We start from the raw sequence: 19601 nt of genomic DNA on the forward strand, positions 1-19601 counted from the left end.
AGATCTTCAGGTATGAAGATTCATATGGAAGTATCAACAACCCCAATAGATGGCGTGCTGGTGATTGAGCCCAGGGTCTTCGGTGACCATCGTGGTTTCTTCACCGAGTACTGGAGTCAGCCCCGCTACGCCGAGGTTGTCCGGCACGAGCAATTCGTGCAGGACAACCTCTCCTGCTCGCGCAAGGGTGTGCTGCGCGGTGTGCATGTCCAGAATCCCAATCCCCAGGGCAATCTCGTCTATGTCCTATATGGCGAAGTCTTCGACTTGGTCGTAGACATCCACCTGGGGTCGCCCACCTTCGGCCAGTGGTATGGCGTGACCCTGAGCGTCGAGAACCGGAAGAGGTTCTACACTTGTCGTCCATGTGCACCGTCTAGTCTCTAGAAATTACTTAACGACGCTCCTTACATGTTCCTTTATCGAGTATTGAGATCGTAATGCCCGTAAAAAATAAATTTAGAAAACTAATTCTAAACCCTAGAGCTTTCTTGTATGACTCGAAGTATCCGCTATTGCGTTGGATAAGTAAGTTCTTGGTGTCATCGCGTAAAGAACATTCAATCGTAAGCGCGGTGCGTGAACAGTCGAATATGAGTCGGCCGGTGTCAGCGGCAACATCAGGTAATCGGAATTACCCAAAAGTCGATGTAAGTGATGTGTTTAAGCTTAAGCTTGATCTTTGGAGTACTTACCGTATACCTAGTCGGCTGATATCCAATGCAAATACTCCTGTTGTTGCCGTACTACCTCTAGGTGTTCCTTACATAGATGCCGTGCGCATGAATCGGATCGAAAATGAAGGCTGCACCCCCTTATTGCTGCCACTGTGGGAACACTCTTCGAGTGACAACGATATTGATGACCTAGAGCACGTGACTGACCGTGAGCCCGCGCAACTCGGGATCATTGTGCGCGCTATGCTGAAAAAGATGCAGGCGGCAGATGCGACGATTCTCGCACTGCCTGATGACAGCTCTAACCTGGCGCGATCTCTGGCAATACGTGCGCGCGCTATGGGTCTGAAAGTAATTGGTGACTTTCCGGGTTTCGCGCCTAGCTCCACGTTGATCCCGGCGGTCGATTGGGAACTGCGAGTCGGCAGCCAAATATCTTCAACACAGCTAACTGAAAAGGAGCTTCATCGCGTACGAATTCTCATTGGTGTGGGTGGCAATGACGCTATCCGTTTACTACTTCTTCCCCCGCGTCAGTTCGGTATGCGTGATGATATGTTGCAAGCTGCGGTCGAGGCGCAATTAGTCGACATGCTCGCTGCGTGTGCTGAAACTGATCATATTGTTGTTCTTGCGAAACGTAGAAAGCGAGGATTCCTCAATAGTACGTGTCTGAAACTCTTAAATACAAAGTATCGCAAGTCGATCGTCTTCTATGACGAAGGTCTAGATGTGATGAATCTGGTTAAAGCGGCGGTTGAGACACGTGCACCGGTTGGCAGTTTTCCTCCGGGGTGGGGGGATGGCGGTAGGGTTAAATATTACGAATTGGCGAAGACGCCCGATGATATCGGGTCCATGTTGCCACCATCTCGTCAGGCAATGCATCTTAGCGATATAGTCAATGCGCCAAATATATCGCCGTGGCAAAATGCGCCGTGCGATGAACGCGACGTGGTGCTAGCGCGTATCATTAATGGTATTGGCCTTGATATGATCGCTGTGCCAGATCCCCTGACAAACCAAGCGATCACTGAAGGCAGACAGAGACACTTGAAGAATCTACTCAATGCGAGAGAGCGCTGCTATGGCATAGAGGCTGCGTCAATGTGTGCAGAAGCATTCATTCAATGGGGTGCGGAACCCAATGAGTCAAAGGAGCGACCGGAGATTCTTCGAAGTCTTATCGCTGCTCCGCGTCTTTATCTGGAGGATGGTTTCATCCGGTCGCTTGGGCTATGGACGAACCCTAATGAGCCAACGTGTTCGGTAGTGATCGACACGCGTTCCATTTACTATGACGCCTCGCGTCCTTCGCTTCTAGAAACTATACTCGCATCGGATTACGTGATCGATGATGAAGCGGTTAATCGGTCCAGACGGCTAATTGACTCTATCGTTCATCACTGCATCTCCAAATATAACTATTCACAGGTGCTTGATCTGGATTTTCGGAGCCCTGGTAAGCGCACGATTCTGATCGTAGATCAGAAGGCTGGTGATATGTCAATAAAATATGGGGCTGCTAGCGATGAAAGTTTTCGTTTGATGCTGGACACGGCATTAGAACTTAATGAGGTAGAGATCGTTATCAAACAGCATCCATGCGCCATCAATGGAGATGATAAGCAGGCACACTATACCGAGGCATTTCTTGGCACTATCGCGCAGCGAGAAAATGTTCACCTTATAGGTTTCGATGTGAACCCATACTCGCTGATCAATGCAGTAGATGAGGTGTGGGTCGTAAGTTCGGGTATGGGATTTGAAGCATTGATGGCGGGTAAGCCGGTCCGTTGCTTTGGTGTGCCTTTCTATGCCGGATGGGGCTTGACAGAAGACTGTGTAGACTGCGAGCGGCGAAGCAGAAATCGAAGTCTGGAGGAAGTATTCCACGTCTTTTATGTAATGCTTACACGCTACGTGCATCCTGACACTGGTGAGCCTGCAGAGATTGAAACGATCATTAACTACTTTGCGGAACAGATTGCGGCGCGTCAGAGATGAATGCTATTAACCCAATGCCGATGCAGACGGCACTACTCGCGGGAATATACATATCTAGTCCATTTCGTTCCTCGCAAGAGATGAAGGTCGTCCGCGCTTGCTGGAAGGTAGAAGCGCCAGATTGGGCGGTCGTTAAAGACGATGCTGAATTGCATGCGATATTAATTAGCGCAACTCTGACATCTGCAGATCCATTGGAGGTCAGATTCGAAAGCCCAGAGGCCTACCAGTGCTTGCGGCGTGTATGGCGTACTATGGTCAGGAAAGTGAGTCATAGGCTAATTCTTAGACTAAGGCCGGGGAATTCGCCAGAAATAATTATGCAGCCTGCTTTCTGGCTTATAGATTTGGTAGGCACGCCAGAGGTAGATCTGCAGAACCGTCTGACCTTCCTCACTAGGTACGCGGTCGACGGTCTCGCGGTTTTGACAGCCAATACGCCGCTATATTGGCCGGAAGTCGTTAAGGTACTCACGCTGTGCCGCGAGCCTGCTGAGATCCTGATACGTGAGACAGAAACCGTGAAGCTGGACCGTGCCAGCAGGATAGTCTTTTTGCTTCGCACTGGAGTTGAGTTGCATACACGTATCCCACGTGCGTTCTGGAAACGTCTGTTTGCCCGCGCGCTACCGGAAGTGCTAGAACTCAGTAAGTGTGCTGGACTTCGTCCACTGCGTCTGTTCGCCGACAGTAAACCTACAACTCTATTCGTATTTCCAGAACGCATGCTACCAGTTGAGCGTGCGTATTATTTACGTGCCTTTGATGTCCTGCTGGGTTTAGCCTATGGTAGCCAGCCGACTGCCGTTATGGTGCTCGGCCCAGCTAACAACGACCTAGAGCGTATCCGTAGCCTGCTTTCTATCTTCTCTTCGAGTGTAACGGCTAGGCCACTGGTGCGCGGCCGCCGGTCACTTTCACATTGGCTATTGCTTAGAGCAGAAAGTTTATTTCGCCGGCTCGCCGGTCTCACCGGATCCGCGCCACTTCGCTACACCGAACGTGGAATGCTTTTCGCTACGCCTGAAAATTCGGAGTTGCTGTCTAGTGTCATCGATACACTTCCGGATCTTCGTAACGTCGTCTATACGGGTGCGTGGTTCGGCCGCGCTATACGCAGAGTCGCGCGTAAGCGTCCCGACCTGCGTTGGATTTGCGACACTCATGATGTGTTTTTCGTTCTCGACTCAAGTAATGACAGCGCTGAAAACCGTCATTACTTTTATTCAGCGAGTTCTCAGCGGCGTCTGGAGCTAAAAGAGCTGAGTTATGCCGACATAATATTAGCTATATCACCATCAGATCACGCAGCCATGTCCGGCGCGGGATTAAATCGTCCAATTCTGGTCGAACCAGGTTCGTTCACCCACGTCGAAAATAAAACGTCAGTCTGTGAGGCTGATCGTCTTATGTGTTTTGGTTTTATCGGATCGAACAACTGCAATAACCTGAAGTGCCTAGAAATCATCCAGCGTACCTGGTGGCCGACCATCATCGCGGAAAGGCCCGATGCGCGGTTAGAATTGGCTGGTGCGATCTGTCGCTCAGATGTGGCACTTCGATTGGCAGAGACGTTCCCTGAAAGTGTGCGCTTACTCGGTTTTGTCGATTCGCTTGAGTCCTACTACTCAACTGTTGGTACGATGCTGTCGCCCATTGCGGTTCAGGGTGGTCTCAATTTCAAGAGTGTGGAAGCGCTAATGGCTGGCTGCTTCCTGCTTACTAATGACATCGGCATCCGTTGCTTGGGCGATAGTATGGATGGCGTAACAGTGGTCGGCAAGAACGGTGAGGGCCTGAAAAGATTCCTCGTTGCGCTGACCCAGGAGGTCGATATGCCTGCGCGACGAGAGGAGCTGCGTGCAGTTGCGAATCAACGCTACGGAGATGAGGTGGCATATTCGAGCTTGCTCTCGGTAATTTCTGCTAACTCATTACCCGTCCGCGATGGAAACCATCCATGAGTAATGAAAACACTAAAGTACTTACTATCGAGCTTCTGACGCCTGAGGGTACTCCGGCAAGTCAAGCGCGATTCGAGATAGACGACGAGAAGGACTTGATACAAAAATATATCGCCAGTACATGTGACTTCTATGAGCGACCATTGCTTGATTTCGTCCGTTCCCTATTGCCGAGACTAGATGTATTTGTCGATGTAGGCGCGAATATAGGTAATCACTCAGTCTTTTTCGGGTTGGCGTGTGGTGCGGAAATCTATGCGTTCGAGCCGAATGGTCCAAACTATTCACGATTAGAGCGTAATTTCACTCTTTCTAATCTAATTGATCGTGCGCACCCACGCCAGCTTGCGTTTGGCATAGAGCCTGGTTACGTAGTTTCTTCTTTCAAAGAAGGTTCGACCAATACTGGAGGGGCTGGTGTAAAGGCTGCGAACGCTTGTACGCCTGAGGCGGTGCAACTTGTGCGTGGTGACGACCAACTCGCCCATCTTATAAATGCACCACCAAACCGCATGGTAGTTAAGATCGACGTAGAAGGTATGGAAATCGATGTGTTGAAAGGTATGCGCTGCCTAATCGATACCTGTCGACCAGTGATCATCTGTGAAACTTCTACCGACAAGAACCTTGTGCTAATGCGAAACTTCCTTGTGGAGCGCAACTACATGGTTGCTGCCTGCTTCTTCAAGACAGCGACGTTTGTTCTCTTGCCAATGGAGAGGATCTCGGAAATGTTGCCTCAGCTTGCGGTGGCGTCTTGGCGAACCGCGCGATCGTACGCCGACTATTGTCGCATGGCGCGTGCTATAGGCCACTCACGCCTAGCCGTCGCCGAATTAAATCGGTGGATCGGTTGAGCATCTATACAACTCATCAGTTGTGACCGCTCGCCCACTGGTGAGGTTCCCTGTGAATCTCATATGTACCTAAATACTCATAGTCTGAGTATCTCGAGGTGGAATCTTCTGATCCATATTCAGCATCAGCACGGATTTATAAGAATTACGGTCTCGTTGGATGTCTATGCTGTAGAGGATTTCTGACTATGTACCCCCGTAGGCTGGTGGAGATCCTTGCCTGCGGCGGAATCGCGGTTACGACGCCAGCCAAATCTGTGGAGGCCATGTTCGCCGATGATAGCAATGTGGTTGCCAATGCGGAGCATGCGCGTGATCTGTTCGAACGCTTGCGCTATGGGCCCAGTACAGAGGATCTTGAGTGTGCACGTGCAGGTGCTGAATATCTGCTGAGAGAGCACTCCTGGTCGCAGAGAATCGAACGGATCCGCGAGGTTGTGGGCGTGTGACGAGGCGTTCTGCTTCATGAGCGATTCTGGGATATCTCGATTCCATGTGCCGTTTCGTAACCTGAACCTGTTTCGGTCTCCTTTCCTGGCCGTCTTTATCGGAAACCGGCTTAGGTTTTCATGCTTGCCGGTCGGGGGGCGGATACGCGATGGCTGGGGTGGGGTGCCAAACCCAGTGCGCGCTGGGCTCAGATCTATGCCAGGCTCAGCGGTGGAAGGCCTCTTCTGTTGGAAGATGGCTTTTTGCGTTCCTACGGTCTGGGTGTGCATGGTGTGCCCGCGCTGTCGATCGTTGTCGATGATCTTGGCATTTATTTCGACGCCCGTAAGCCCTCCCGTATCGAACAGCTTCTGCAGGATGGTGTTTTCTCGCCTGAGATTCTTCAACAGGCCGAGGCCGCACTTGCGTTGCTGCAGCGCGAGCGCCTGACTAAATACAATGTCGGTACTGAGGTGCCGGATGATCACTTCGCCCCGGATGTACGTCGGGTGTTGGTAGTTGATCAGACGTTGGGCGATGCCTCGATCACCGGCGGGCTCGCCGACGAAGCATCCTTCCTGCGCATGCTGGACGCGGCAGTTGCGGAAAATCCGGGTGCCGAGGTGTGGGTCAAGACCCATCCTGATGTTCTGGCCGGCAAGCGTGCAAGTTGTCTGTCCGCAGCCCGGGGGCGATCGGATGTACGCTGGATCACCCAGGACTGGCACCCGCATTCCCTGCTGGCCCATTTCGAGCGGGTCTATGTGGTCACGTCGCAGATGGGGCTGGATGCGCTCATCGTTGGGCGGCCAGTCACCTGTTTCGGGGTGCCTTTCTACAGCGGCTGGGGTCTCACCGACGATCGCGTGCCGTGTGAACGTCGCGCCGCCCGGCGCAGTCTGGTGGAACTGATCGCTGCTGCCTATCTGCTGTATGCCAGATATCTTGATCCTGAAACAGGTAAACCGGGCAATTTCTTCCAGGTCGCAGACTTTATCGTGCGTCAGCGGCGTGTGCAGGCACGCTGGCCCCGTCGCTTCGTGGCGGTGGGTTTCCGTGCGTGGAAGGCGGCCCATCTGACTCCGATCCTTGGCATGGCCCGGGAGGGCGTGCGTTTCGTGCGGGATGCGGAGGCGGCCCGTGCCCTGGGGCTTCGCAAGGATGACGGGCTGATTCACTGGGGACGGGATGCGCCGCAGCGTGTCGAGGAGCTGGCGCGGGCGACCTCCACGCGCCTGTTCCACCTGGAGGACGGTTTCTACCGGTCGGTAGGTCTCGGCTCAGACCTGATCCGCCCCAGATCGGTGGTCATCGATGAACAGGGGCTGTATTTCGATCCGCGGGGTCCGTCGGACCTCGAGCAGTTGCTCAACACTGCGGCGTTCTCTCCTGATGAACTTGAGCAGGCCCGCTGGGTGCGGTCGCTGATCGTCGAGCATGGTCTGACCAAGTACAACCTGGAGCCCTTGGTGCCAGTGGACTGGCCTGCGGCAGGTCGTACCGTGGTACTGGTGCCGGGGCAGGTGGAGGACGATGCCTCGATCCGTCATGGCTGTGAGTCGGTGCGCACCAATCTGGACCTGATGCAGGTGGCCCGTGAGACCTGTCCCGATGCATTCATCGTATTCAAGCCGCATCCGGACGTGGCGTCAGGCAATCGACATGGCGCGGTCCAGGATGACGAGGCCTTGCGCCACGTTGACTGGGTCGAGCGAAAGGCCAGCATGGTCTCTTGTCTGGATGGTGCAGATGCGGTGCATACCATGACTTCGATGGCCGGGTTCGAGGCGCTGCTGCGCGGCAAGCGGGTGGTGGTGTACGGCAGACCCTTCTATGCGGGCTGGGGATTGACGGAGGACAGGCTTTCGATCCCTCGGCGAACGCGCAAGCTTACGCTGGATGAGTTGGTCGCAGTCGCTCTATTGCGCTATCCCCTGTATTGGGATTGGGAACTCAAGGGGTTTACGAGCTGCGAGGCAGTGTTGCGGCGTTTGATTGAGGAACGTGATGCGCTGACTGCAACGGGTGGGCTTGAAAGACTCAGGGCAGGTTGGTTGCGCCGCCAAGGGCGTAAAATTCGAGCGCTGGTGGCTGGTCTCAGGTCGGGCGCTTGATGGGTGCGCTGCGCTTCACCCATCCTACGGGTTCGGTTGGGTTTGTAGGATGGGCAAAACAACGTGTGCCCATGGGTCATGGGAATCTGATGGGCGCGCTGCGCTTCGCCCATCCTACGGATTCGGGGTGTTGGTTGGGTTTGTAGGATGGGCAAAGCGATAGCGTGCCCATGCGGGTAAGGTCTGATGGGCGCGCTGCGCTTCGCCTATCCTGCGGATTCGGTTGGGTTTGTAGGATGGGCAAAACAACGTGTGCCCATGGGTCATGGGAATCTGATGGGCGCGCTGCGTTTCGCCCATCCTACGGGACTGGATTTGGGATATTGGTCGGGTGTAGATGGGCAAAGCACCGCGTGCCCATGCGGCCCCGTGACGTTTCCCAGGCCCTGTATCGCAAGCTGTAGGTTTGCCGGGAGCCATAAGATGTGTACAATAAACGTGTACACATTGCCGGGTCCAGGGTTATCGCAATGAAAACAATCAATGTTCGGGAAACCAGGGAAAGACTTTCTCACCTCTTGGATGCTGTGGCTACCGGTGAGGAGATTGTCATTCTTCGACATGGAAAGCCTGCCGCTCGCTTGACAGCGCCACAACCTGAGCCGGTTCGTTTCCTCGACCGCTCCTCGCTCAGGAGCGCGTTGCCTCCGTCCAAGGAAAATGCTGCCGCTGTAGTACGTCAGCTGCGGGACGAAGAGCGTTACTAATGCTTTACTTTGATACCAGTGCTTTGTTGCCCTATTACCGCCAGGAGCAGGCCAGTGAACAGGTTCAGGCACTGTTGCTCGCTCAGTCGGAGCCAGTGCTCATCAGCCATTTAACTGAGGTGGAAGTTGCCAGTGCCTTGGCGCGATGGGTGCGTGTGGGGGAACTGAATGAGCCTGATGCCAACCGGATTGAAAGTGCGTTTTGTGATGATGTTCGCCAAGGACGTTTTGTGCGTTGTCCTATTGATACCGCACATTATCAACGCGCCATCCATTGGATTGGCATGCGCAAGACAAGCCTGAGAACCCTGGATGCACTTCACCTTGCCTGTGCCGAGTATTATCAGGCCTGTTTGATCACAGAAGATGATGCGCTATTGAAAGCTGCTTCCTTCTTTGGTTTGGATGCCAGGCGTGCGGATGGTTAGAAATATAATGGGCGCGCTGTGCTTCGCCTATCCTACGGATTCGGTTGGGTTTGTAGGATGGGCAAAGCGATAGCGTGCCCATGCCGGTAAGGTCTGATGGGTGCGCCGCGCTTCGCCTATCCTGCGGATTCGGTTGGGTTTGTAGGATGGGCAAAGCAAAGCGTGCCCATGAGTCTTGAGGCTCAATCTCCACCGTATAATCTCACTACCCACTCAGCAGACAAGGAGGTCTGTCATGACTGGCTATCGAAGGCTTTATATCCCCGGCGGTTGTTACTTCTTCACGGTCGTCACGCAGGATCGCCGTCCCATTCTGACTGAACCTGCCGCGATTCAGCGGCTCCGCGAGGCGGTCCGCAGGACCATGGCTGCGCATCCGTTTCAGATCGATGCCCTGGTGATCCTTCCTGATCATCTTCATGCTGTGTGGCGCCTTCCGGATGGTGATCAGGATTTCACGTCGCGATGGCGCAAGATCAAACATTATTTCAGCATTGGTCAGGCTCCAGGCCAGACGCGGGATTCTCTGGCAAGACGCAGGGAGAAGGGTGTCTGGCAGCGCCGGTATTGGGAGCATGCCATTCGGGATGAGCTGGATTGGCGACGGCATATTGATTATGTGCACTACAACCCTGTGAAACACGGCTATGTCCCCAGTCCTGGAGATTGGCCACACAGTTCATTTGGCAGGGCCATGCGTATGGGGTGGTATCCCGAAGGGTGGGGGACGTCGGTACCCGTGGTGGTGAAGGGCATGAGGTGTGTGGGGGAATGATGATGGGCGCGCTGCGCTTCGCCCATCCTACGGGTCTCGGTCTTTGTTGGGCAGTAGGATGGGCAAAGCAACGCGTGCCCATGCGGTCGAGGAAACCAGATGGGTGCGCTGCGCCCATCCTTCTCTGCTCGGTTTGCCATTCCATGGATTGAGGCATATGCTAAGCATATGCCATTTTGGGTGGAGGATTCTCATGTCTACAGAGCGTCATGTCAGGTTGTTTCGTAATGGACGTAATCAGGCCATTCGGATCCCCCGGGAATTTGAATTCGATGTGCAGGAGGCGATTATCCGACGCGAGGATGATCGCTTGATTATCGAGCCCGTACGGAGAGTGAGTTTGTTGGCCGTGTTGGCAACCTTGTCGCCAATCGAGGAAAAATTTCCGGATGTCGATGCGGGGTTGCCGGCGTTGGATGACATTGATCTATGAGTTCGCCGCGTTATTTGCTGGACACAAATGTTATTTCGGAGCTGGTTCGCCATCCGCAGGGCGTTGTGGCCAAGCAGATTGCCGCAGTTGGCGAAACGGCGGTGTGTACATCGATCGTGGTAGCCGCCGAATTGCGGTTTGGGGCGGCGAAGCGGGATTCGTTACACCTGACAAATCAGGTGGATGCAATCCTGGGGGCGATGGATGTGTTGCCGCTTGATGCGCCAGCCGATAGCGCATATGCACAATTGCGAGCGGCGCTTGAGAAATCCGGTCGGCCGATTGGTCCCAACGATATGTTGATCGCCGCACATGCCCTGGCTGCGGAGTGTGTTCTGGTTACGGCTAATACGGATGAGTTTTCCCGGGTACCGGGTTTACGGGTGGAAAATTGGCTTGCCGGTTTGGTTGGTGAATAGTAACCCGATGGGTGCGCTGCGCTTCACCCAGCCTACGGGTTCGGGATGTTTGATGGATTGTAGGATGGGCAAAGTTGAGCGTGCCCATGTGGCCATGGAAACCAGATGGGTGCGCTGCGCTTCACCCATCCTACGGGTTCGGGATGTTTGATGGATTGTAGGATGGGCAAAGCAAAGCGTGCCCATGTGGCCATGGAAACCAGATGGGTGCGCTGCGCTTCGCCCAGCCTACGGGTTCGGGATGATTGATGGATTGTAGGATGGGCAAAGCAAAGCGTGCCCATGCGGCCATGGAAACCAGATGGGTGCGCTGCGCTTCACCCATCCTACGGGGATGATCGTCACGCTGGCGTCACGTTCATCGGCGTCGTCCTGCTGAAACAAAAACGGCGACTCGGATTGTTCCGTAAGTCGCCGTTTTTGCATCATTTTTGGTGGGCGGTAGTGGGATCGAACCACTGACCCCTGCCGTGTGAAGGCAGTGCTCTACCGCTGAGCTAACCGCCCAGAAAGCGCTGCATCATAGCCATAGTTCCGGCTTGCGTCAATGCCTCCGCTAGGGTGCGGGCGCCCGATCAGGCGCCCGCTTTTTCCTCACCGGGTGTGCTGGCCTTTTCCTCCGCCTCGATCCACTCCTGCACCGCCTTGATGGAGGCGTCGGTGGAGCGGAACACGTACTTCTCGCCGATGACTTCGTACAGGCCGGTGCGCTTCATGAGGTCAAGGACCTGGGCCTTGATGCCGGCGATCACCAGGGTCACGTCGCGTTCGCGCAGGCGGCGGGCGAGGCCACGGATGGACTCCTCGCCGGAGGCGTCGATCTCGTTGATGCCCTTGGCCACGATGACCAGGTAGCGGGCGTTGGGATGGCGCGCGGCCAGGTTGAGAATGGCGTCCTCGAAGAAGGCCACGTTGGCGAAGTACAGGGATCCATCGAAGCGCATGATGCAGACCTTCTCGGTGGTCTGCAGGCCGTAGAGCTGGGCGTCGCGCAGGGTGCCGTCCTCGAAGCGCGCCAGTTCGGAGACCCGGGGATGCATGCGCCGGTACAGGAACAGGATGATGGCCAGTCCCGCGCCGGCGATGATGCCGAAATCCAGGTTCGGGGCAGCGGCCAGGGTGACGATGAAGGTGATGACGGCGGCGATGCCGTCGTGCTTGTGTGCCTGCCAGGCATGGTGCACGGCGTGGAAGTTCACCAGCCCGATCACCGCCATCATGATGATGGCCGCCAGCACCGCCTGGGGCAGGTGATAGAGCAGGGGGGTGAGGAACAGCAGGGTGACCAGTACCACCAGGCCGGTGATCACCGAGGACAGGCCGGTCTTGGCGCCCGAGGTGAGGTTGACCGCCGAGCGGGAGAAGGAGCCGCTCACGGGGTACGCCTGGCTGGCGCTGCCGACGATGTTGGCCAGGCCCTGGCCCACCAGTTCCTTGTTGGGATCCAGGCGCTGGCCGGTCTTGGCGGCCATGGCCTTGGCAATCGCGATGGCCTCGGTGAAGCCCACCAGGGCGATGACGAAGGCGGAGGTGATCAGGGCCGTGAAGGTGCTCCAGCCGAGGCTGGGTACGCTCAGGCTGGGCAGGCCCTGGGGCACGTTACCGACCACGGCGCCGCCGCCGTTGAGCAGCACGCTGTCCTCGCTGCTGCGTGCGATGCGCCAGGTGGGGCCGCGGGTTTCAGCGCCCTCGGGGACGGTCTCGCGCTGGTAGTAGAGGGTGGGCTCACCGGGTACGGCGCGCAGTTCCAGGTCGCGCAGGCGGCGCTCCAGCAGGGTGGCCCGCTCGCGCACCTCCTGGGCCTCCAGGCGGGTGCGGTCCATGTCGTAACGCAGGTTCAGGGCCTCCATGCCTTCCAGGCCGCGCAGTTCCTGTTCTGCCTGGCGTACTTCGTCCTCCAGCAGGTCGGCCCGCTGGTCGTAGTCCTTGGCCTCGCGCACCAGTTCGCGCACCTCAGCATCCGCCAGGGCGTCCAGGGGCACCTGCAGCTTGCGTTCGAAGCCGGTGGCCCAGCTGATCAGGATGGCCACCGCCACCACCAGCAGCACGCCGGGGAAGCGGGGGAAGTACTTTTTCAGTGCCCACATGGCGACGATGGCGCCCACGCCCATGGCCAGGGTGGGCAGGTGGGTGTCGCCGACGCGCAGCAGCATGTACCAGATGTTGACCATGAAGGCATGGTCAGTGTCCAGGGGCAGGCCGAAGATCTTGTTGAGCTGGGACAGGCCGATGATGATCGCCGCGGCATTGGTGAAGCCGACGATCACCGGGTGGGAGATGAAGCTCACCAGGGCACCCATGCGGAACACGCCGAGTGTCAGCTGGATCAGGCCCACCAGCAGGGCCAGCACGATGGCGAGCGCGATGTATTCCGACGAACCCTCCGCCGCCAGGGGGATCAGGGCGGCGGCGGTGAGCAGGGAGACCACCGCTACCGGGCCGGTGGCCAGCTGGTTGGAGGATCCCCACAGGGAGGCGATGATCACCGGCAGGAAGGCGGCGTAGAGGCCGTAGACCGGGGGCAGGCCGGCCAGCTGGGCGTAGGCCATGGACTGGGGGATGAGCACCAGGGCCACGGCAATGCCGGCCATCAGGTCGGCGCGGACGTTGGGTCCGGTCAGTGGAAACCAGTTCAGAAAGGGAAAGATACGCTTGATCATGGAAGGGATTCGCCTGGTTATTTTGAATTCTTTTGCACAGCCCCAGGCCATCGCGGGTCAAGCGCGACGCGCCAGGGACGTTTCCGGGTCCAGGAGCCTGTCGGGCTTAGGTTGCACCTACTGCGCCGGTGGGAGAGCGAGGCTCGCTACGGGCACCTAAGTCTGACCGGCTCCTGGGCCGGTGAATCTTTCAGCGTTCTGTGGACGCTCGACCCTCTGCGGGGCCTTGTCTGCCGTGGTGCCTGGCTTCTCTGGCCAGGGGGCGCGGCTCGGTGCCGGCATCGCGCTTGCGCCGCGCAACGGTCCTTGTAAGAGGTGCAGGAGTCCTTGTGCGCAGCGCCCGGCGCATGCCCCGGGCACATCGTGGCCGCACATATTAACAAAATCTGATCTAAGGCTGTATCGGTGGGACCGGTCGCCCGCCGGACCGGGTCAGGTTCGTAGGATGGGCAAAGCGCAGCGTGCCCATCATGTTGACATTGATCGATGGGCACGCTGCGCTTTGCCCATCCTGCGGGGGTGCGGGTCAGTCGCGCAGTTCGTAGACCGCGGCCTCGCTTTCCTTCTGGATGGCCGCCTCGGTCTCCCGGGTCATGACGATGATGCTGATGCGCCGGTTGATGGGGTTCTCGGGGTTTGCCTTGTCGAACAGCACCGTGGAGGCCAGCCCAACGACCCGGCCGATCTTGGCCTCGTCCATGCCGCCCGACACCAGGGCGCGCCGGGCGGCGTTGGCCCGGTCCGAGGACAGTTCCCAGTTGCTGTAATTGGGTCGCAGGAACGGGCGGGCGTCGGTGTGCCCGGTGATGCTGATCTTGTTGGGTACCTGGTTGATCAGCCCGCCCAGCTCCTGGAGGATCGCCGTGGAGTAACCGCGCAGCTGGGCGCTGCCCAGGTCGAACATGGGGCGGTTCTCCTTGTCCACGATCTGGATGCGCAGGCCCTCGGGGGTGATGTCCAGCAGCAGCTGGTCCTTGAAGGGCTCAAGCGCCTGGCTGCGCTCGATGGCCTCTTCGAGGGCCTGCATCAGGGCCTCCAGGCGTTCCTTTTCCTGCTGCTCCGCCAGTTCCTCGATGGTCTCGGCGTCCAGCTCGGCCATCTGCTCGGGGGCCATGTCGATGGCGCCCTCGAAGTCGATCAGGGAGGGGGAGGTGCCGGTGCCGGCCTCGAAGGCCGGGGTGGGGCTGGCGCCCATGAACGCGGAGGGATTCTGGAAGAACTCGGAGATGGCGGCCTTCTGCTCATCGTCGGTGAAGCCGAGGATCCACAGCAGCAGAAAGAAGGCCATCATGGCGGTGGCGAAGTCGGCAAAGGCGATCTTCCAGGCGCCGCCGTGGTGGCCGCCTTTCTTGATGATCTTCTTGACGACGATCGGCTGTTTTTTGTCATCCAGCGCCAAGGCGCATCACTCCTTGGTGCCGCGCAGATGCTGTTCCAGTTCCTGGAAGCTGGGGCGCAGGGTGGAGGCCATGGTCTTGCGGCCGAACTCCACCGCCACCTGGGGGCTGTAGCCCTGCACGTTGGCCAGGATGCAGGCCTTCAGGCAGGCGTAGAACTTGGCCTCGTCCTCGGCGCGGCGTTCCAGGGCCGTGCTCATGGGACCGACGAAGCCATAGGCCAGCAGGATACCCAGAAAGGTACCCACCAGGGCAGCGGCCACCTTGCCGCCGATCTCCTCGATGGGGCCACCCAGGGAGTCCATGGTGTTCACGATGCCGAGCACCGCCGCCACGATACCGAAGGCGGGCAGGGCGTCCGCCACCCGCTGCACCGCATGGGCGGGTTCGCCCACCTCGTGGTGATGGGTCTCGAGCTCGATGTCCATGAGGTTGTCCAGCTCGAAGGGGTTCATGCTGCCGCTGACCACCAGGCGCATGTAGTCGGAGATGAACTCCACCACGTGATGGTCCTTGAGGATGCTGGGATACTTCTGGAAGATCGCGCTCTCCTGGGGCTCCTCGATGTCCGGTTCGATGCCCATCAGGCCTTCCTTGCGGGCCTTGGTGAACAGGTCGTAGAGCAGCGCGAGCAGGTCCAGGTAGTGGGTCTTCTTGTACTTGGGTCCGCCCAGCAGGCCGGGGATGCCCTTGAAGACCTTCATGATGGTCTTCATGGAATTGGAGATGATGAAGGCGCCCAGGGCGGCACCGCAGATGATGACCACTTCGAAAGGCTGCCAGATGGCCAGCAGTTTTCCGCCATGGGCCATGAATCCGCCCAAAACGGAGACTGTGACGATGATGGCGCCAAGGATCAGATTCACGAACAGACTCTCCCGTGTCGTTAATGCGTTTGGGGCACACAGGCCGGATGGAACGGCTTGAGTGTCCCGGCGCCGGGCACAATAATACCCAACAAACACTTACGGCGGGTACCGCTCTGGTACGGTTTTTAGGTTACCCGTCGCTTACGGAACAGACTCCTTGGATAAGCCGACAACCCCTGCTGTCTCGCATCTTGCCGGTGAAGCGGCGGCTGCCAGTCCCGACGAACTCCCCCTGCTCAAGGGCACCGCGGCCCGGGTGGCAGACCTTTCGGGCGACAGCCGAAGCTCGGTGAAGACGCTGGCCGCCGCCGTGATGGGCGATCCTGCCCTGTCCCTGCGCCTGTTGCACAAGGCCAATGCCGTGCCGCATCGGCATTTCCGCAATGAGGTCTCCACTCTCGAGGACGCCGTGCGCATGCTCGGCACCCAGGCGCTGATCCGCATGGCCACGGATGCGCCGGTGGCCGACGAGCGCCTGGATGCGGCGAGCCTGCCGCGCTACCGTCGCAGTGCCGGGCAGGCTCTGCTGGCCGCGCGTCTGGCCACCGACTGGGCCGAGAGTCGCCATGACATGTCGCCCCCGGAGGTGGCCCTGGCCGCCCTGATGTACAACCTGGGAGAGCTATTTCTGCTGGCCCATGGCGATCGGCGCATCGACCGTTACCTGGAACTGGTGGGCGACAGCCACGTGCTGCCCCACGAGGCGGAATATGTCTCCCTGGGCGAGAGCCTGGAGGAGCTGGGGCTGGTGCTGGCGCGCCACTGGAAGCTGCCGGAGATGGTGCGCGAATCCATGCGTGCCCGGAACGCACAGCACCTGCGCACCCTGGGCGTGATGCTGTCCGCGCAGATCGCTCGGGACGCCCTGTCCGGGTGGCGTCATCCCATGCTGACGGCGGACCTGCGCCTGGTCGGGGCCTTCCTGGATGAGCCCGCCAAGCGGGTGGTCGAGCGCATCAACGACGTGGTGGGAAGCTTCAACGGCGATGCGGCCTATTACGGACTGGAGCCCCTGCAGGCGCTGGCGCTGGACGAACAGGGCCGGTGCATCGCCCAGGACGAGGCCTGGCGTGCCCATTTCTGTCTCGCCCCCCGGGCCGACGATTTCGCCGCCTGCCTCAAGGCCCTGCGTGGCGGGGCTGCGGACAAGACCCAGGTCCTCAAGGCCCTGGTGCGCGGACTGCACCATGGGCTGGGGCTCAACCGCGTGGCCTTCGCCGCCCTGTCGGCGCAGCGGGAATACCTGGTGGGTGAGCATCTCCAGGGCACGGACTTCGAGCCCGAGTTCAACCGTTTCCACCTGCCCCTGGCGGAGGCCGGCCTGTTTGCCCGTCTGATGGACAAGCCCGCCGCCTTCTGGCTCAAGGCCGACAACCAGGCCAAGGCCTGGCCCCAGGTTCCGGAAAGGGTGCGCGAGCTGGTGGGGGTGCGCAGCTTTTTCGCCATGTCCCTGTTCGTGGGGGACAAGCCCCTGGGGCTTGTCTATGCCGACCGCCGCAGCAGCGAGTGCGAACTGGACGCGCGCAGCTACGAGGCCTTCAGACTGCTGGTGCGCATGGCCGGACAGCGCATCGAGCAGCTGCTGTAGGTTCAATGGCTGCGAATTCCAGATGAGCGGATATACCTGACTGACCCGCATCAATACCCTTCCCCCGGCCTTCTGTGATACTGCGTTCCTGATTCAAGAATCCTGATCGGTGGCCGATTCACTCTGTTAGGGCGCCATCGCGCAACACCCCTTAAATCCTGATCATGTCCAGCCCCGTGGGCTGGTCAAACAGCCTTATTTGCGGAGAACACATGAAGAAGAACCTGCCCGTGACCGGTAAGGAAATCACCCTTCCCCAGGGACGGACCCTGATCTCCTCCACGGATCTCAAGGGGAGCATCACCTACGCCAACGATACCTTCGTGCGGGTGAGTGGATTCAGCTGCGAGGAACTGCTGCACAAGAACCACAACGTGGTGCGTCACCCGGACATGCCGCCGGCGGCCTTCGAGGATCTCTGGAAGACGGTAAAATCCGGCAAGGCCTGGATGGGCATCGTCAAGAACCGCGCGAAGAACGGCGATCACTACTGGGTGGATGCCTACGTCACCCCGGTGTACGAAAACGGCCAGATCGCCGGCTACGAGTCGGTGCGTGCCATCCCGCGCCGCGAGGACATCGGCCGCGCCGAGCGCCTGTACCAGAAGCTCTGGAAGAGCAAGGTGAACCTGGCCCGGCGGTTTTATCATGGCGTGATCCCGCGCATGGTGGCCGGTCAGCTGCTGATCCTGCTGGTGGCTTTCCTGCTCATCTCCACGGGCTTGGGCCTCGCGGGCACCCTGGGGGTGTTCGCCGGTGCGGGTGTGCTGTCCGCCGCCCTGGCCGTCTGGCTGCTCAGCCCGGTGACCCGGGTCGCCGCGCACGCACGGCAGATCGTCGACAACCCGGTGATGGAGGCGGTCTACACGGGCCGGCGCGGCGAGGCCGCGCAGCTTGAAACGGCGCTGCATTTCCTGGAGGCGCGCCTGCGCACGGTGCTTGACCGTATCAGCGTGAGTGCCGAGGACCTGGAAGCGGCGGGCAAGGAGACCTCCCGGACCGTGCACGAGACCGTTCAGGGTATCGATCGCCAGCGGGGCGAGACCGACCAGGTGGCCACGGCCATGAACGAGATGAGCGCCACGGTGCACGAGGTGGCCTCCAACACCGCGCTCGCCGCCGAATCCGCGCGCCAGGCGGACAACGAGGCCCATGCGGGCAAGGCGGTGGTGCACGACACCGCCCGGGCCATCGAGGCCCTGGCCTCTGAGGTGGAGCAGACCGCCCATGCCATCGAGAAACTGGAGAAGGACAGCGACGAGATCGGCAAGATCCTGGACGTGATCCGGGGTATCGCCGAGCAGACCAACCTGCTGGCCCTGAACGCCGCCATCGAGGCGGCCCGGGCCGGCGAGCAGGGCCGGGGCTTCGCGGTGGTGGCCGACGAGGTGCGCACGCTGGCCAGCAAGACCCAGGAATCCACCCACACCATCCAGGAGATGATCGAGCGCCTGCAGGCCGGCGCCCATCAGGCGGTGCAGGTGATGGAGTCCAGCCGCAACCAGGCCCGCAAGGGCGTGGAGCAGGCGGAAGAGGCGGGGCAGTCCCTGGATCGGATCGCCGAGGCGGTGACCCGCATCAACGACATGAACGCCCAGATCGCCACCGCCGTGGAAGAGCAGAGCGCCGTCGCCGAGGAGATCAACCGCAACGTGGTCAACATCCGCGACGTGGCGGAGAACAACAACGAGATCGCCGGGCGCACCGAGGCGTCCAGCGAGCGGCTGGTGAGTCTGTCCCGGGATCTGCATGCCCTGGTGCTGCGCTTCGGAGCCAGCCGATAATGCCGTGAGGCGTGAGGCGTGAGGCGTGAGGGAGTATCTGTTCGTCTATGGCACCTTGATGGGGGAGACGCCGGATGCCGGTGTGAACCGGGTGCTGCGCCAGTACTGCGAGGATGCGGGGGAGGGCTGGGTGCCGGGGCGGCTGTATCGCCTGGGCTGGTATCCGGGGCTGGTGCTGGAGGCCGGTTCCAGGGCCAGGCGGGTGCCGGGGCGCTTGCTCAAGCTCAAGGCGCCGGCACGTTGCTGGCCGGTGCTGGATGCCTACGAGGGCTATCGGCCCGAGGCGCCGGCGCACGGCGAGTACCGGCGCTGTCGCGTCAGGGTAGAGCGGGTGTCCGGTGGGCGGTCGCTGCTGGCCTGGGTCTATGTCTACCAGGGGCCGCTGTCACGGGGCGAGCCCATCGAGCGCTGGCCGCCGTCCGTGCACGCCCGCGTCATGCCGTCGTGAATGAGAATCTCGCGTTTGCCGCAGAGGCGCGGAGATGCGGAGTTA

17 protein-coding genes and 1 tRNA gene are annotated in these 19601 nt (G+C 59.2%); 14 read left to right on the plus strand and 4 right to left on the minus strand.

Annotated elements, in window-relative coordinates:
- The first annotated feature begins 12 nt into the window (after positions 1-12).
- The 11 genes from TGR7_RS06565 to TGR7_RS06605 all read left to right on the plus strand — a co-directional run bounded on the left by TGR7_RS06565 (position 13) and on the right by TGR7_RS06605 (position 10810).
- Positions 13-387, plus strand: coding sequence for a dTDP-4-dehydrorhamnose 3,5-epimerase family protein (locus TGR7_RS06565; RefSeq protein ID WP_012637878.1), 375 nt, complete (start codon positions 13-15; stop codon positions 385-387).
- 218 nt (positions 388-605) lie between these two features.
- Positions 606-2684 (plus strand): capsular polysaccharide export protein, LipB/KpsS family, encoded by a 2079-nt coding sequence (locus TGR7_RS17045; protein WP_187148421.1) that lies wholly within the window; start codon positions 606-608, stop codon positions 2682-2684.
- A 320-nt stretch (positions 2685-3004) separates the two neighbouring features.
- Entirely contained in the window at positions 3005-4648 is a 1644-nt protein-coding gene (locus TGR7_RS17050; protein WP_187148422.1) for a glycosyltransferase, read from the plus strand.
- Entirely contained in the window at positions 4645-5505 is an 861-nt protein-coding gene (locus tag TGR7_RS17055; protein WP_012637881.1) for an FkbM family methyltransferase, read from the plus strand. The genes TGR7_RS17050 and TGR7_RS17055 overlap by 4 nt, the downstream gene beginning before the upstream one ends.
- 188 nt (positions 5506-5693) lie before the next feature.
- The gene (locus tag TGR7_RS06585) at positions 5694-5954 is read left to right on the plus strand and encodes a glycosyltransferase family protein (RefSeq protein ID WP_049764627.1); all 261 of its coding nucleotides are present in this window, start codon (positions 5694-5696) and stop codon (positions 5952-5954) included.
- Positions 5955-6074: 120 nt separating this feature from the next.
- Positions 6075-8048 carry a capsular polysaccharide biosynthesis protein gene (locus TGR7_RS06590; RefSeq protein WP_012637882.1) on the plus strand — a complete coding sequence of 658 codons (1974 nt, stop codon included), beginning with the start codon at positions 6075-6077 and terminating at the stop codon, positions 8046-8048.
- A 470-nt stretch (positions 8049-8518) separates the two neighbouring features.
- Positions 8519-8755 carry a type II toxin-antitoxin system Phd/YefM family antitoxin gene (locus tag TGR7_RS17060; RefSeq protein ID WP_012637883.1) on the plus strand — a complete coding sequence of 79 codons (237 nt, stop codon included), beginning with the start codon at positions 8519-8521 and terminating at the stop codon, positions 8753-8755.
- A complete protein-coding gene (locus tag TGR7_RS17065) occupies positions 8755-9183 on the plus strand; it encodes a type II toxin-antitoxin system VapC family toxin (RefSeq protein WP_012637884.1) in 429 nt (142 codons plus the stop codon). Before TGR7_RS17060 ends, TGR7_RS17065 begins: the two co-directional genes overlap by 1 nt.
- Positions 9184-9418: 235 nt before the next feature.
- The gene (locus TGR7_RS17070) at positions 9419-9958 is read left to right on the plus strand and encodes an REP-associated tyrosine transposase (RefSeq protein ID WP_012637885.1); all 540 of its coding nucleotides are present in this window, start codon (positions 9419-9421) and stop codon (positions 9956-9958) included.
- A gap of 193 nt (positions 9959-10151) precedes the next feature.
- Positions 10152-10391: an antitoxin gene (locus tag TGR7_RS06600; RefSeq protein ID WP_012637886.1), complete on the plus strand. Its 240-nt coding sequence runs from the start codon at positions 10152-10154 to the stop codon at positions 10389-10391.
- On the plus strand, positions 10388-10810 hold the full coding sequence (locus TGR7_RS06605) for a type II toxin-antitoxin system VapC family toxin (protein WP_012637887.1): 423 nt from the start codon (positions 10388-10390) through the stop codon (positions 10808-10810). Before TGR7_RS06600 ends, TGR7_RS06605 begins: the two co-directional genes overlap by 4 nt.
- A 432-nt stretch (positions 10811-11242) precedes the next feature.
- Here the strand turns inward: TGR7_RS06605 and TGR7_RS06610 are convergent.
- The 4 genes from TGR7_RS06610 to motA form a co-directional block, all read right to left on the minus strand.
- Positions 11243-11317, minus strand: a tRNA-Val gene (locus TGR7_RS06610).
- A 68-nt stretch (positions 11318-11385) separates the two neighbouring features.
- On the minus strand, positions 11386-13479 hold the full coding sequence (locus TGR7_RS06615; protein ID WP_049764720.1) for a SulP family inorganic anion transporter: 2094 nt from the start codon (positions 13477-13479) through the stop codon (positions 11386-11388).
- Positions 13480-13996: 517 nt separating this feature from the next.
- On the minus strand, positions 13997-14869 hold the full coding sequence (gene motB / locus TGR7_RS06620) for a flagellar motor protein MotB (protein WP_012637889.1): 873 nt from the start codon (positions 14867-14869) through the stop codon (positions 13997-13999).
- A gap of 6 nt (positions 14870-14875) precedes the next feature.
- Positions 14876-15733, minus strand: a complete 858-nt coding sequence (gene motA, locus TGR7_RS06625; RefSeq protein WP_012637890.1) for a flagellar motor stator protein MotA — start codon at positions 15731-15733, stop codon at positions 14876-14878.
- A 160-nt stretch (positions 15734-15893) separates the two neighbouring features.
- Between motA and TGR7_RS06630 the strand changes: the two genes are divergently transcribed.
- The 3 genes from TGR7_RS06630 (at position 15894) to TGR7_RS06640 (ending at position 19556) form a co-directional block, all read left to right on the plus strand.
- On the plus strand, positions 15894-17324 hold the full coding sequence (locus TGR7_RS06630; protein ID WP_012637891.1) for an HDOD domain-containing protein: 1431 nt from the start codon (positions 15894-15896) through the stop codon (positions 17322-17324).
- A 212-nt stretch (positions 17325-17536) separates the two neighbouring features.
- Complete coding sequence (locus TGR7_RS06635) at positions 17537-19108, plus strand: methyl-accepting chemotaxis protein (RefSeq protein WP_012637892.1); 1572 nt, start codon at positions 17537-17539, stop codon at positions 19106-19108.
- 25 nt (positions 19109-19133) lie between these two features.
- Positions 19134-19556, plus strand: coding sequence for a gamma-glutamylcyclotransferase family protein (locus tag TGR7_RS06640; RefSeq protein WP_012637893.1), 423 nt, complete (start codon positions 19134-19136; stop codon positions 19554-19556).
- The last annotated feature ends 45 nt before the right edge of the window (positions 19557-19601 follow it).

This window comes from Thioalkalivibrio sulfidiphilus HL-EbGr7 (assembly GCF_000021985.1).
Lineage (GTDB): Bacteria > Pseudomonadota > Gammaproteobacteria > Ectothiorhodospirales > Ectothiorhodospiraceae > Thioalkalivibrio_A > Thioalkalivibrio_A sulfidiphilus.